Annotated in this window: 7 protein-coding genes; 1 reads left to right on the top strand and 6 read right to left on the bottom strand. The window is 65.2% G+C overall.

Going from position 1 to position 14,063, the window contains the following annotated elements; translation table 11 throughout:
* Window positions 1-1,945: 1,945 nt before the first annotated feature.
* Window positions 1,946-5,176: a TonB-dependent receptor gene (locus tag IRI77_RS09550; RefSeq protein WP_194451842.1), complete on the bottom strand. Its 3,231-nt coding sequence runs from the start codon at window positions 5,174-5,176 to the stop codon at window positions 1,946-1,948.
* Between the two features lie 216 nt (window positions 5,177-5,392).
* On the opposite strand from IRI77_RS09550, the gene IRI77_RS09545 reads away from it, so the two are divergent.
* Complete coding sequence (locus IRI77_RS09545; RefSeq protein WP_194451841.1) at window positions 5,393-6,274, top strand: alpha/beta hydrolase; 882 nt, start codon at window positions 5,393-5,395, stop codon at window positions 6,272-6,274.
* Window positions 6,275-6,334: 60 nt separating this feature from the next.
* Here IRI77_RS09545 and IRI77_RS09540 read toward each other — a convergent pair whose 3' ends face one another.
* The 5 genes from IRI77_RS09540 to IRI77_RS09520 form a co-directional block, all read right to left on the bottom strand.
* Window positions 6,335-6,835, bottom strand: coding sequence for a VOC family protein (locus tag IRI77_RS09540; RefSeq protein ID WP_194451840.1), 501 nt, complete (start codon window positions 6,833-6,835; stop codon window positions 6,335-6,337).
* Between the two features lie 225 nt (window positions 6,836-7,060).
* Window positions 7,061-7,615 (bottom strand): cytochrome P460 family protein, encoded by a 555-nt coding sequence (locus IRI77_RS09535; protein ID WP_194451839.1) that lies wholly within the window; start codon window positions 7,613-7,615, stop codon window positions 7,061-7,063.
* 188 nt (window positions 7,616-7,803) lie between these two features.
* Window positions 7,804-9,213, bottom strand: a complete 1,410-nt coding sequence (locus tag IRI77_RS09530) for an efflux transporter outer membrane subunit (RefSeq protein WP_194451838.1) — start codon at window positions 9,211-9,213, stop codon at window positions 7,804-7,806.
* Window positions 9,210-12,380, bottom strand: a complete 3,171-nt coding sequence (locus IRI77_RS09525) for an efflux RND transporter permease subunit (protein ID WP_194451837.1) — start codon at window positions 12,378-12,380, stop codon at window positions 9,210-9,212. The genes IRI77_RS09530 and IRI77_RS09525 overlap by 4 nt, the downstream gene beginning before the upstream one ends.
* A gap of 6 nt (window positions 12,381-12,386) precedes the next feature.
* The gene (locus IRI77_RS09520) at window positions 12,387-13,658 is read right to left on the bottom strand and encodes an efflux RND transporter periplasmic adaptor subunit (protein ID WP_194451836.1); all 1,272 of its coding nucleotides are present in this window, start codon (window positions 13,656-13,658) and stop codon (window positions 12,387-12,389) included.
* Window positions 13,659-14,063: the final 405 nt, after the last annotated feature.

Genomic DNA, 14,063 nt, shown 5'->3' with positions numbered 1-14,063 from the left:
CGCCTCCCCGGTGGGTGGCCGGGCGGCTGTCCGCGGGCCGAAGCGGCCTGCCCATTTGAGTGGAGCGTTGGCGGGAAGGCCGGGCGCGAGGCTCTTCCGGAGCTATAGGACGAGTCCGTGCTCACGCTGGAATGTGCGCTCCTGTACAGCCTGACTTCCAGTAGTGGGACCGAAAGCACGCTAAAGGTGCTGCCGATGCCCGTGCAGGAGAAATGGCCGAGATCCATTTGGACGTCTGCTTGCCATGCCCCATCCGGAGGCCGGCGCTGGCGACGCGCGGTCCAACGCGTCCGGCGGAAGGACTTAGAGGATCTCGCCCCTCCGGGCAGGACAGTGGGGGAGAATGTTGGAGATGGAATGCCCGGCTGCCTGTCCGTTCTGTGGAGCCGCCTCTGCCGTACGGCCTAAACTCGTGCTCGTCGACGAAGCTTGGAGGCCCGCTCCGGAGAGAGATTGCCGACTTTTCTATTTTGCGGACATCCGGGTTGACGACCTTCGCGAGGAGTTTGTCCCGGCCCCGCCTCTCGAACAGTTCATCCATGCGTTGTTCTGCGACGTTTGCCATAAGGCTTTCGTCTCCGAAGAGGCTCTGCAAGGGACGCGTTGGCCACTTCGCTGGACGTAATTGCGCGCGGGCGTAGTGGGTATTCGGGGGCATTCTTGTCCTGAGGTCTGGTGGTCCAGGCCTTCCAGGATCAAGCCGGTCCCTGAGCGGAATTGGCCTTGCCGCGATGGGCAAGGCACCCGTCTGACTGTCTGGAGTTTCCGGGTTCGCGAAGAGCCACCTGATTCAGGTTTGGGGGGTGGGCCGGGCCTGACTGGCGGCCAATCAGTCCTTTGCAAAGGCCAAACTCGAGAACGCTCGTGGATGGCACGGTCGCTGAGCGGAGATATCCGTGCGGACCTGGGATGCCTCGATGCTTTGTGAAGACTCGGAAACAGACCGGGGTGGGCGATTTGAGCTGGACGGGGTTGCGTCTTCGAGTTCGCGTCGACCTGGGGGCTGATCTTCCTCGTGTTGACGAGGCGGAGCTGAAGCTCCGCGCGGCATGAATGCCCCCCCGTGAAGAAGGCTGCCCTGCCAGAGGTTGCCCGAGTGGGCGTCCGGGGGGCGCTTCTGGCGCGGATGACGGGGGTGCCTCGTTGCCCGTATCGAGCAGAAGGCCGGCACGAATGCCGGCCCGCAAGTCTGGAGGCATACCCCACGGAAGAGACATACCCCACGGAAGAGAGATGACTGGACATTTCTTCGATTTGGAGATCCATTTCGGGTTTGGGGCTTTCGATGGAGATGCGTTGGTTGCCCGTCACTTGCGTTCCGGGAGTGGCGGATGGTGGGGGACGGGCGGGCGGCTCGGACTGGTTTTGGGGTGTCGCGGGGGGCGGAGCTCCATTGAAGACGCGCAGGTGTCCGTGGCCCGCTCCTTGCCAGTCGCGGTTCGCAACGGGGTGGGGACTCGTCCCTTACGGTCGGGGTTCGTTGGGGCGTCGTGCGATTTGGCGGACCGGAGGGCCATGCGGAACTCCGTTGAAAGTCAGGCGGATGGGTGGCGATGCGCGTCCGAGTGGTCGACCAGGGGGTCGCCCGCCGACCAGGGGGTCCGCCGTCCTACTTGTTCCGGTCCAGCGGAGCTTTCCTCCTCAGAGACTGGGGGACAGCGGGGGACGGGCGGGCGGCTCGGACTGGTTTGGGGTGTCGCGGGGGGCGGAGCTCGATTGCAGGCGCGCTGGCGTCCGTGGCCCTCTCCGTTGAAGGCGCGCTGGCGAAGGGTCGTGAGACTGCCGGTGTGCGGCATTTCGGTGGCTATCCGCTCATTTACATTCGCGGCTCCGTTCGCGGCTTCCTCCGCTTTGGCGGCCCTTGGGGCCATGGGGGACGCACCGTGATCCTCTGCTTGCGGCGTGCCGCCGCTTCCGGTGGCGCTTCCGGCTGATGCTGCGCCTCTCAGAAGAGCAACTTCAGGGCGAACTGGAGGAGGCGCGGGGGGCCGGATTCGACGATGCGGCCGAAGTTGGGGGAGACCAGGTCGTTGACCGGGAGGCCGAAGTTGGGGTGGTTCAGGGCGTTGAAGGATTCGGCCCGGAACTGGAGGTCGAGGCGTTCCGTGGCTTTGAAGGTTCGCATCAACGAGAGATCCAGGTTGGCGAGGCCCGGGCCTCTGACGACATTGCGGCCTTCGTTGCCGAATTGGCCGGCCTCGGTGACGGCGTTCAGGCGGCGGAACGCCGCAGGCGATACCCATTGCTGGATGGTGTGGGGGCCGGCGTTGGGGTTCGCTATCAGATCGGGCCGGCTGGCGAAGGTGCCGGCTACCGGCGGGATGGGCGCCTGCAGGGAGACGTTGCGCGAGTCGTAGACCGTGAAGGGCGTGCCGCTGGCGAGCGTGGAAATGCCGTTGAGCTGCCAGTTGCGGAGGAGTGACTGAACCAGGCGATTCGCGGCGTGGAGGGTGGGGACCTCGTAGGTGCCGTGCATGACGAGGCGGTGCCGGGCGTCGAAGAGGGAGGGGCCGTGCTCGGCGCTGAGGTTGAAGGGATTCTGGGCGAGGTCCATTTCGCCTGAAACAAGGATGGGGGCCGGGCCGGCGATGTGGAGGCTGGAGACGCCGTCCAGGGTTTTGGAGAAGGTGTAGGACGCCGCGAAGGCGACACCGCTTTGCAGGCGGCGCGTGATGCCGGCCTGGGCCGAGTGGTAAGTGGAGTTTTCGCCTCCGGTGACGAGGGCGGCATAGCCGAGGGTGCAGGGCTGGGTGAGGCTGGTGCAGCCGGCGTACTGGCGGCGGCGGTTGGCGTTGGCGGCGGTGGCTGAGGGGGTGTTGACGGCCGGGTTGCCGTCGATGAAGCGCGGCAGGCGCGTGCCCTTGGTGCCGACATAGCGGAGGTCGATCACCTGGTTGCCGAGGGTTTGCTGGAGGGCAAAGTTCCAGTCCTGCGCGTAGGGCGGGCGGAGGTCCCCGGCGATGGTGAAGAGGCTCATGGGCAGGGCGAAGACTCCGGAGGTGAAGGGGCCGGGGCCGAGGGGCTGCTGGAAGTTGACGCTGCCGGTGACCTGGCGGACGGTGACCCAGGGGAGGGATTGGGTGGCGACGCGGAGCGGGCCGCCGACGCCGTTGACGAGGGCATCGTAAAAGATGGCGTAGCCGGCGCGCAGGAGGGTGGAGCCGCGGCCGGTGACGTCCCAGGCGAGGCCGAGGCGCGGCATCAGGCCCTTGCGGAAGGTGGGGGCGATGGTGGCCGGCACTCCGGGATCGCCGGGATAGAGAACTCCGGCGGGGGCGGAGGGCTGGATGAGGGACTGGCGGCCGGGGGCGAAGGCGTTCAGGCGATTGTTGATCTCGCTGAAGGGGGTGCTGATTTCGTAGCGCGCTCCGTAGTTGAGGGTGATGCTGGGGGTGATGCGCCATTCGTCCTGGAAGTAGAGATTGAAGTCGCGGCTGCGAAGGCCGCGATAGAAGTCGCCGCCGGCCTGGGTGAACTGGCTGGGCAGACCGAGCAGGAAGTTGGCGAAGGAGTCGTTGGAGGGGGTGGTGGAGAAGACGAAGGCTCCGTTGGCGTAGTGGCCCTGGTTGGAGTTGACCTGGGTGCGGCGGAGGCCGATGCCGAGTTTCAGGTTGTGGCGGCCGGAGGCGTGGGCGACGGAGTCCTGGAGATCGTAGTCGTTCTGGGTGGTATCGCGGGGTCCGATGGCGGGATCGCCCATGTTGGAGTAGCCGTTGATGATGATGAACGGGGCGCCCTGGGCGAAGTCGAGGGTGGAGTCGTATTGAAAGCCGAGTTGGCGCGGGGCGAGGCCGCTGAGGCGGCGTTCGAGGAGGAACCAGTGGCGGAAGAAGGAGCCGCGGAAGGTGTTGACGAAGGCTCCGGCGATGTGGGTTTCGGTGAGGCTGAAGAGCTGGGTGCGGAGTTCGTCTTCGACGCGGAAGCCGGGCAGGTCGGCTCCGAGGATGGAGAAGGGGTTCTGGGCGAGGCCGCTGGAGAGGGCGTAGCGGGCGGAGAGGGTGTCGGCGTTGCTGAGGAGGAAGTCGAGTTTGAGGCCGCTCTGATTGGTGTCGTTGGCGAGGGGCTGGGTGGAGGAGAAGAAGGAAGGCGACGAGTTGCCAGCCGGGTAGTATTTGAGGAGCGATTGGGCGAGCGGGCTGATGGAGGAGGCGGGGATGAGGCCGCCGGGGAAGGGCTGGCCGGTGGTGGGGTCGATTAACGAAGACAGGGCATGGGAGAAGTCGCCGGCGCGCTGCTGAGTGGTGGGGACGGTGGAGCCGCGGGTGATGCCCTGGCGGTTGCGGAAGCCTTCGTAGTAGCCGAAGAAGAAGGCGCGGTTGCGGACGAGGGGGCCGCCGGCGGTGGCTCCGAACTGATTCTGCTTGAGGGGTTCGGTTTCGGCGACGAAGAAGTTGCGGGTGTCGAGGTGGTCGTTGCGGAGGAAGGCGTAGGCCGAGCCGTGGAGAGCGTTGGTGCCGGAGCGGGTGACGACGCTGGTGTTGCCGCCGCTGGCTCCGCCATATTCGGCGGGGGCCGTGTGGGTTAGGATCTTAAACTCCTCAATTGCATCGATGGGGGGCTTGAGGGCGAAGCCGCCATCGATGCGATTGACGGCGCGGGAACCATCTAGGAGGTAGTTGTTGGATTCGGGGCGCTGGCCGTTGACGATATAGGCGTGGCCGGAGCGGCGGGAGCCGCCCTGTTCCGTGAGGCCGGTGGTCATGGGGACGACGCCGAGCTGGAGGAGGCCGAGTTGGGAGAAGTTGCGGCCGTTGAGGGGGAGGTCGCTGACTTCGCGATGGGTGACGACGGAGCCGAGCACGCTGGAGCCGGTCTGGACGAGGGTGCTGTCGGCCTCGATCTGGAGGGTCTCGTGGGCCATGGCGACGTCGAGCAGGATGTTCAGGCGCAGGGTCTGGTTGACGTTCAGTTGGAGGGTGGGTGTCTTGTAGGGGGCGAAGCCGTTTTTCTCGACGGTGAGTTCGTACTGGCCGATGGGCAGGACGGGGAAGGTGAAGGCTCCGGCGGGTGTTGAGTCGAGAGACTGGGTGAAGCCGTTGCCGAGATTGCGGATGGCGACGCGGGCGCCGGGGATGGCGCCGCCGGTGCGGTCGAGGATGCTGCCCTCGACGGCGGCGGACGGATCCTGGGCAAAGGCATGGAGGAGAAGCAGTCCTCCCATGAGAAAGCGTTTCACAAAGTGGACCCCCTTGGACGTTGCTACGGTAACAGCCAAGGGGGCGTTTTTACAATAATGCGAAGGAGGTAGTGTTTGCCTATTAGGGGTCTTTTTGTCTGATTGCGGAGAGATTGTGAGTGGGCGGGGTGGAGTTTCGGTGGGCCGATGACGCATGCGGGCGCCACGACGGATCGGCCGGTTCGATGCGGAGATCGATCTCCTACAATGGACAGCATGAAACTCTGTTGTAGCCTCGCCGTGGCGATGCTGTGTTTCGCCTCGGATGCGCCGTATCCGATGAAGGGACCGTCGGTGCTCCTATGGCCGGAGGGCGCTCCGGGATCGGAAGGGAAGACGGGGGCGGAGCGGTGGATCGAGGGCGGGACGCCGGACCGGTTTCATCGCGTGACGGACATCCACCGGCCCAGCATCACGGTGTACCTGCCTCCGGCGGAGAAGGCGACGGGGGCGGCTTTTGTGGTGTGTCCGGGCGGCGGGCACCGGTATCTGGTGGTGGACCTGGAGGGCGAGTTTGTCGCGAACAAGCTGAATGAGATGGGGGTGGCGGCGTTCGTACTGAAGAGCCGGCTGGCGAACGCGGAAGGGTCTACTTACAAGGCGGAGGTCGAGTCGCTGGCCGATGTGCAGCGCGCGCTGCGCGTGGTGAGGAGCCGGGCGCAGGAGTGGCGTGTGGATGCGGGGCGTGTGGGGGTGATGGGCTTTTCGGCCGGCGGGCACCTGGCGGCGCTGGCGGAGAACCGGTTCGACGCAGGTAAGCCTGAGTCGGCTGATGCGGTGGAGCGGGTGAGCAGCCGGCCTGATTTCGCGGTGCTGGCGTATCCGGGCGGCATTTCCGCGGCCACGCTGACAGGCAAAGAGATTCCGCCGACGTTTCTCTTTGTGAATAACGACGACCGGCTGTCGGCGGCTTCGGGCGAGTATTACCTGGCGCTGCAGAAGGCGAAGGTGGATGCGGAGCTGCATGTGTTCCGGCGCGGCGGTCATGGGGTGGGGATGACCGGGCGTACGGTGGAGTTCGAGGGCATGCCGGAGGCGCGGTGGCCGGAGTTGCTGCGGGCCTGGATGGAGGACCTTGGGTTTCTGAAACGGAAATAGAAGGACGGGGCGGGGCGGCAGACGGCCCCGCCGGGGTCCTGCATTATTGCCTGGGGCTTATTACCGGGGGGTCACGTGGCGGGTACGCGTCAGCCGCGCTGCCTCGATGACGGCGATATCGATCTTCTTCATGGTCATCATGGCCTCGAAGGCGAGCCGGGCTTCCTCGCCACCCGCCGACATGGCGTCGGTGAGCGCGCGCGGGGTGATCTGCCAGGAGAGGCCCCAGCGGTCCTTACACCAGCCGCAGGCGCTTTCCGCGCCGCCATTGCCGACGATGGCGTTCCAGTAACGGTCCGTCTCCTCCTGATCGTCGGTCGCGACCTGGAACGAGAAGGCCTCGGATTGTTTGAAGGCCGGGCCGCCGTTGAGGCCGAGGCAGGGAATGCCGAGAACGGTGAATTCCACTGTCAGTACATCGCCTTGTTTGCCACCCGGGAAGTCGCTGGGGGCCGTGTGAACCGCGGATACGTGACTATCGGGGAAGGTGGCGGCGTAGAAGTCCGCCGCCTCTTTCGCGTCCTTGTCGTACCAGAGGCAGATCGTGTTTTTGGGCTTCATCCTCGTATTCTCCTTTTGCTCGATTGGGGCGAACGCCGCGATGCTGGCGCCGGTCCGGCTGCTGAATGTCCAGGGCCGACGTTTTTATCTTATCGCCGGTGAGGATTGGCTTCGAGATTCGGAGGAATGACGGGTGGATTCAAGGATACTTCCGGGGGCGGCCGGCGATGGCTTACCAGCCTGTGGCGGAAGTCGCGCGGCTAGCGGGACTTCCGCCACAGACTGTTACCGGCGGCCGTAGTCGGTGAAGACGTAGTCCCGCGACTTCGCGCTGGTGTGGCAGGTGAAACCGCATTTGGCGTCGTTGCCCTGCGGCGGGGAGCCCGCTTTGGTGCCGGGTTTGAAGGTATTGGAGGCGGAGTCGTAGTCGAACACGGCATAGCCCCAGCCGCCGCTGTCGGCGAAGCGTTTGCTGTCTTTCACCATGAAATCGACGTTCTGCAGTTTGCCCGGGACGGTCGCGTCGGGGAAGAACTCGTTCTTCTTCGGTTCCCAATGGATCTTGGCCATTCTGGCTCCGTCCGGCACCGGTTTGCCGTTGGCGGGGAAGCCGTCCTGGTAGGCCTTGATCATGGCGGGATTGCCGAGGATGACGGCCACCGCTTTTTCGTTGCGGCTGATGGAGATGGCCGGCCAGGCTTCGTAGCCGCGGAACTCAGAGAAGGCGAGTCCGCCGGGTACTTTGACGGTGTACTTGTCCTGGGCCCACAGTGCGAGTGTCAGTAAACCAGAGAGAAAGAGCCCCAGAAACAGGCTGAATTGAAGGCTTTTGCGTTTCATGCCGGATCTCCTATGCGGAACGTGTGCCCACCAGGTGTGAAGAACTGCCCCAGACGTGGTGGGCTATCTGGTTAGGATTGTGCGGCAAGGCGAGATGGAATCCATCACGGGATGCTGCAGTTTTGGGATAACCAACCAGCGGGGTTGGAGGGTACCCCGGATGGGGGGGACGGGCATGCCGCCTCGGGCTACTTCCAGCCGCCGCCCAGGGCTTTGTAGAGGTCGACGACGGTGAGCATTTCGCCCAGCCGGATGCTGGCCAGGGCCAGTTCGGCCTGGAAGAGGTCGCGGTCGGCGTCGAGGGCGTTCAATTGGGTGTCGACGCCGCCGCGGTAGCGGACGTAGGCGAGGCGGGTGCGGTCCTGGAGGGCGTTCACGAGGGCCTGCTGGCGCTCGCGGCTCTCGCGCATGCGGCGATGGGCGATGAGCGCATCGGAGACTTCGGTGAAGGCGACCTGGATGGTCTTCTCGTAGTGGATGAGGGCGCCCTGGCGCTGCGCCTCAGCGAGTTTCACGTTGCCCTTCAGGCGGCCGGCGGTGAAGATGGGCTGGCTGAGCTGGGGGACGAGGCTCCAGGCGGTGCCGGGTCCGCTGAACAGGCTGGTGAGTTGGGTGCTCTGGCCGCCCAGGAAGCCGGTGAGGGTGAGCTGCGGGAAGTAGGCGGCTTTGGCGACGCCGATGCGGGCGTTGGCGCTGACGAGGAGTTGCTCGGCTGCACGGATGTCGGGCCTGCGCTCCATCAGGGAGGAGGGGAGGCCGGCGGGCACCTCGGGCGGGAGGGTCTGTTGATTGAAGCCGCGTCCGCGCACGACGGTATTGGGGTTCTTCGCGACCAACAGGCTGATCCGGTTTTCCGTCTGTTCGATCTGCTGCTGGAGGACCGGGATGGACTGGGCCGCGGTTTCGACGAGTTGTTCGGCCTGGCGGAGGTCGAGCATGGTGGCCACGCCGCCACCCTGGCGGGTTTTGACGAGTTCGAGAGACGCTTCTCTCGTCCTGAGGGTGCGTTGAGAGATCTCGAGGGCGTAGTCGAGTTCGCAGAGGGTGAGGTAGGCGGTGGCCAAGTCGCTGACCAGAACGGTGGCTACGGTTTTGCGATTCTCTTCCGCGCCGAGCAGTTCGGCACGGGCGGCCTCGGAGGCGCGCCGCCACTTGCCCCAGAGGTCGACCTCGAAGGAGAGGAGGTTGAGCGCGGCCGAGCCGTAGGTCCGGTTCTGGTCGGGCAGGACGGTGGAGGGGATGTTGGTGGCGCCGGTTCGCGAGAGGCGGTTGAAGTTAACGGATCCGGAGGCGCCCGCGTTGGGGAACTGATTGGAGCGGGTGATGCCGACGACCGCGCGGGCCGCGTCCACACGAGTCATGGCGTCGCGCAGGTCGTAGTTGTTCACCAGAGCTTCGCGGATGAGGCGCTGGAGTTGCTCGTCCTGAAACACCTCGAACCAGGGCGTGTCGGCGAGAGACGCCGCGTCGCTGGGCGGAGGCTGCGGGTCGGGCACGCGGTAGCCCCTGGGTACGGAGACGTCGGGGCGCTTGTAGTCCGGCCCGAGCGCGCAGCCGGCGAGGCCCAGCAGGAGCAAGGGGGTCAGTGCCCGCTTCATGCGGCACCTGCCTTTCGTTCCGCCCCGGCGAGCCTCTTCACGACGACGTAGCAAGCGGGTACGAGGAAGATGCCGAGGAGGCTGGCCGCCAGCATGCCGCCGATGACGGTAGTGCCCATGATCTGGCGGGCGACGGAGCCGGCTCCGGAGGCTGTCCAGAGCGGGACGCTGCCGAGGATGAACGCGAACGAGGTCATGAGAATGGGCCGCAGGCGCAGCCTGGCTCCTTCCAACGCGGCGTCGACCAGCGGCCGTCCCTTGGCGAGTTCCTCGTTGGCGAACTCCACGATGAGGATGGCGTTCTTCGCGGCGAGGCCGATCAGCATGACCAGGCCGATCTGGGAGTAGACGTCGTTCTCGATCTGTACGAGGAACGGCGGCAGGTAGAGGCCCGAGATGGCGCGGCGCGCCCAGAGGACGGCGAAGGCTCCGAAGACGGCGACGGGGGTCGTGAGCAGGACGCTGAAGGGCAGCGACCAGCTCTCGTAGAGCGCCGAGAGGATCAGGAAGACGAACAGGAGGGAGAACGCGAAGATGGCGGAGGGCGAGATGCCTTCGGAGGCGCGTTTCTCCTGGTAGGACATGCCGGAGTAGTCGAAGCCCATTTCGGGGGGCATTGTTTCGGCGAAGGTCTCTTCCAGCGCCTTCATGGCCTGGGTGGAGCTGTAGCCGGGGGCGGAGGCGCCGTTGAGCTGGGCGGCGCGGTATTCGTTGAAGCGGACGGTGAATTCGGGTCCGGTGCGGGATTCGAAGTGGGTGAGGGCGGAGAGGGGCACTGTCTCGCCGCTGGTGTTCCGGACGTAGAATTGGCCGACGTTTTCGGGGCGGGTGCGGTATTCGCCTTCGGCTTCGACGTAGACCTGCCACTGCCGGCCGAAGCGGTTGAAGTAGTTGACGAAGAGGCCGCCCATGAAGGTCTGGATGGTGCGGTAGACGTCGGTCAAGGGGACGCCCTGTTTGATCGCCTTGTCGCGGTCGACCACGACGAACTGCTGGGGCACGCTGGGCAGGAAGGTGGTGGTGAGGTTGGCGATCTCGGGGCGTTTGCGGGCGGCGGTCATGAACTTGTTGAGGTTGGAGGCGAGATAGGCGACATCCTGGCCGGAGCGGTCCTCCAGCAGGAAGGTGAAGCCGCCGGCGGTGCCGACGCCGGGAATGGCCGGGGGTGAGAAGCTGAAGGCCACGCCTTCAGGGAGTTTGCCGAGTTCGCGATTCAGATGCTGCTTGATGGACTGCATCTGCTGCGCGCGCTCCTGGCGGCTGCCCCATTCCTTGAGGGTGATCCAGGCGAACCCGCTGTAGCTGGTGCGGGCGAAGCTGAGCAGGCTGAAGCCGACGACGGTGGTGGTGGACTCGACGCCCGGGGTTGCGGCGATGATCTTCTCGACTTTGCGGGTAAGGGCGTTGGTGCGCTGCAGGGACGCGGCGTTGGGGAGCTGGATGTTCAGGAAGAGGTAGCCCTGGTCTTCGTCGGGCACAAAGCTGGTGGGCAGGCTGCTGCCCAGGAGACCGCCGGCGACGGCGAAGCCGCCCAGCAGGAGCATGGAGAAGGCGCTCTTGCGGATGAGCGTGCCGGAACCGCGCACGTAGCGTTCCGTCGCCTCGCCGAAAACGCGGTTGAACCAGGCGAAGAAGGAGGCTCCGGGACCGCCGTTGCCGTGGGTCCTCGGTTTCAGCAGCAGCGCGGCCAGGGCCGGGCTGAGGGTGAGCGCATTGAAGGCCGAGAGAACCACGGAGATGGCAATGGTGACGGCGAACTGCTGATAGAGGCGGCCGGTGATGCCAGGGATGAAGGCGGTGGGGATGAAGACCACGGAGAGCACCAGGGCGATGCCGATGACCGGGCCGGTGATTTCCGCCATGGCCTTGCGGGCCGCGTCGCGGGGCGAGAGTCCTTCCTCGATGTAGCGTTCGACGGACTCGACCACGACAATGGCGTCGTCGACCACGAGGCCGATGGCGAGCACCATTGCAAACATAGAAAGGGTGTTGATGGAGAACCCGAACAGGGGGAAGAAGACGAAGGTGCCGACCAGGGAGACGGGTACGGCGAGCAGGGGGATGAGGGTCGCCCGCCAGCCCTGCAGGAACAGGTAGACGACGAGGATCACCAGCGCGATGGCGATCAGCAGGGTCTCGACGATTTCCTTGATGCCCTCAGAGACGGCGCGGGTGGTGTCGAGGGAGACGATGCATTCCACATCCTGGGGGAAGCGGCGTTTGGCTTCCTCGATGAGCTTGCGGACACCTTTCGCCGCGTCGACGGCGTTGGAGCCGGGTAGCTGGTACACGGCGATGACGGCGCTGGGCTGGCCGTTGAGCCGCCCGGCGACGCTGTAGTCCTGGGCTCCCAACTCGACGCGCGCCACGTCGCGGACGCGCACTACCGCGCCATCCGGAGTAGCGCGCAAGACCATGTTCCCGAACTCTTCCGGCGAGGTCAGGCGGCCCTGGGCGCGGACCGAGTAAGTGTACTCCTGGCCCTGGGGAATCGGCTCGCTGCCGACCTGGCCGGCGGGATTCACGGTGTTCTGCGACTGGATGGTGGAGACGATTTCGGGTACGGTGATGCCGAGTTTTGACAGGCGGTCGGGTCTTACCCAGAGCCGCATGGCGTATTGTCCCGCGCCGAACACCTGGACGCTGCCGATGCCGGGGACGCGGGTGAGGGGATCGTTGAGGTTGATATAAGCGTAGTTGGCCAGGAAGCGTTCGTCGCGCGAGCCCTTTGGGGAGTAGAGCGAGAGCAGCATCAGCGGCGCGGTGACCGACTTCTGCACCGTGACGCCGTAGTTGGTCACTTCCTGCGGCAGTTGCGAGGCGGCCTGTGTTTCGCGGCTCTGGGCGAGGATGAGGTCGGTATTGGGATCGGTCTTGATATCGAAGTTGACCACCATGCGCATCTGCCCGTTGGCGGTGGCATTGACCGAGTACATGTAGTTCATGTTGTCCACACCGCTCATCTGTTGTTCGATGGGGGTGGCGACGGCCTGTTCCACGGTTTGGGCGTCGGCGCCGACATACACGGCGGAGATCTGGATCTCTGGCGGTGCGATGGCGGGGAACTGGGCGACGGGCAGGCTGAAGATCACGACGACGCCCACAATCACCGTGAGGAGGGCGATCACCATGGCCACGATGGGCCGGTCGATGAAGAAGTTTGACATAAGCGCCTACTTGGCCTCGCCGCGACGCGCGGGTACGTAGGGCTTGGGGTCGACGACGGTGTCATTGCGCAGCCTTTGCAGCCCTTCGACAACAACCTGTTCTCCGGGTTGCACCCCTTCGCTGATGATCCAATCGGCGCCGACGCGGTCGGCCACCTTGACCGGGCGGATCTGCACCTTGTTATGCGCCCCGACTACGGCGACCTGATAGCCGCCCTGCAGTTCCGACACGGCGCGCTGGGGTACGAGGAGGGCTCCCGTCACGGACCTCGCCGAGAAGCGGATCTTGGCGTACTGGCCGGGCCTGAGGGTGTTGTTCGGGTTGTCGAAGAGGCCGGCGATGCGGATGGCTCCGGTGCGCACATTCACTTCGCGATCGGCGAAGTAGAAGCGGCCGCGGTTTTCGAAGACTGTCCCGTCTGACAGGATCAACTGCAATTCGAGGTTACGGCGCTCCTCGGCCAGGCGCTCGGGCGTGTCGTAGCGCCTGTGGAAGTCGAGATACTCCTGTTCGCTGACGGTGAAGTAGCATTTGATCGGGTTGAGCGTCGAGACGGTGGTGATGGTGCCCGCGGCCGGGCTGACCAGGGAGCCGACCTGTTGGAGCGCCGCGCCGGCCACACCGTCGATGGGGGAAGTAAGGTGGGTAAAGCCCAGGTTGAGGCGGGCCGTCTCCTCAGCAGCATGGGCGGCCTGCACTTCGGCTTCAGCGGATTCAATCTGAGATTTCGCCGTCTCTACCTGGGCCTTGGCGGCCTGCACTTGCGCCTTGGCGGCCAGATTGTTCTGGATGGCATTATCGAGGTCCTGCTGTGTGATGGCCTGTTGTTTGGCGAGCGGCGTGTAGCGTTCGACGTCGAGACGGGACCGGCCCTGGTTTGCTTCCGCAACGCCAACCTGCGCCTCGGCTTCCAGAAGGTGGGCCCTGGCTTGAGAGAGGCGGCCGTTGGCCTGGGCAAGTTGGGCGCGAGCCTGATCGACCACAGCCTGAAACGGCCGGGGGTCGATCTGGAAGAGCAGTTGTCCCTTGGTGACCACCGAACCTTCGCTGTATCCCTGCTGCTCGATGTAGCCGGAGACTTGCGCCTTGATGTCCGCGTTCACCATCCCTTCGAGTGTGCCCAGCCACTCGCCATAGATTGGTACGTCGCGCTGCTGCACCTGGACGGTCTGCACCGTCAGGGGGGGCGTCGATCTGGCTGCGTTGGAATTGCTGGTGCAACCTGCCGTCAGGAGCACCAGTAAGATGGCGGCAGCCCAGGTTATGGTCCTAGACATCGAGTTTCCCTCCGTGTGCAAAGGCTTCGTCTCCTTGCCGAACAACAAGCGGCCGGCCCGCTGCCCTCCGGCGGATGCGGGTCCAAAGCAGGCTTGTGAACCGGCCGCCGCTTCAACGGAGGCCGTGTTTGGTGCGTGTTCGCCGGTGAATTCCTACTTTTCGAAAGCCGAAAAGGGCGCTCCTGGCCGAGTCGGCTCGCAGTGGGATTTGCCCAGGTCCCGGGCGGGTACTCCGCCGGGTTTGCCAGTGTCCCTCTTACGCTCCATTGTGCGGAAGGGATTGGGGCGCGTCATCACGAATTAGGGGCACGATCAGGTACCCTTTTCTCCGGGTCGCGATCACCCCCATTTGAGGGATGCGGAACTGGATTTGCCCGGTGGTCCGGCGGGCTGCGGCGTCTGCAA

It is taken from the genome of Paludibaculum fermentans (assembly GCF_015277775.1).
GTDB classification, from domain to species: Bacteria; Acidobacteriota; Terriglobia; order Bryobacterales; family Bryobacteraceae; genus Paludibaculum; species Paludibaculum fermentans.
This window is presented reverse-complemented; position numbering and strand designations above follow the sequence as displayed.

What these genes read in the sequence shown, in the direction of transcription:
- IRI77_RS09525 (WP_194451837.1), bottom strand. Translation starts at nt 12,380, where the DNA reads ATGTCAAACTTCTTCATCGACCGGCCCATCGTGGCCATGGTGATCGCC.
- IRI77_RS09520 (WP_194451836.1), bottom strand. Translation starts at nt 13,658, where the DNA reads ATGTCTAGGACCATAACCTGGGCTGCCGCCATCTTACTGGTGCTCCTG.
- IRI77_RS09535 (WP_194451839.1), bottom strand. Translation starts at nt 7,615, where the DNA reads ATGAAACGCAAAAGCCTTCAATTCAGCCTGTTTCTGGGGCTCTTTCTC.
- IRI77_RS09540 (WP_194451840.1), bottom strand. Translation starts at nt 6,835, where the DNA reads ATGAAGCCCAAAAACACGATCTGCCTCTGGTACGACAAGGACGCGAAA.
- IRI77_RS09530 (WP_194451838.1), bottom strand. Translation starts at nt 9,213, where the DNA reads ATGAAGCGGGCACTGACCCCCTTGCTCCTGCTGGGCCTCGCCGGCTGC.
- IRI77_RS09545 (WP_194451841.1), top strand. Translation starts at nt 5,393, where the DNA reads ATGAAACTCTGTTGTAGCCTCGCCGTGGCGATGCTGTGTTTCGCCTCG.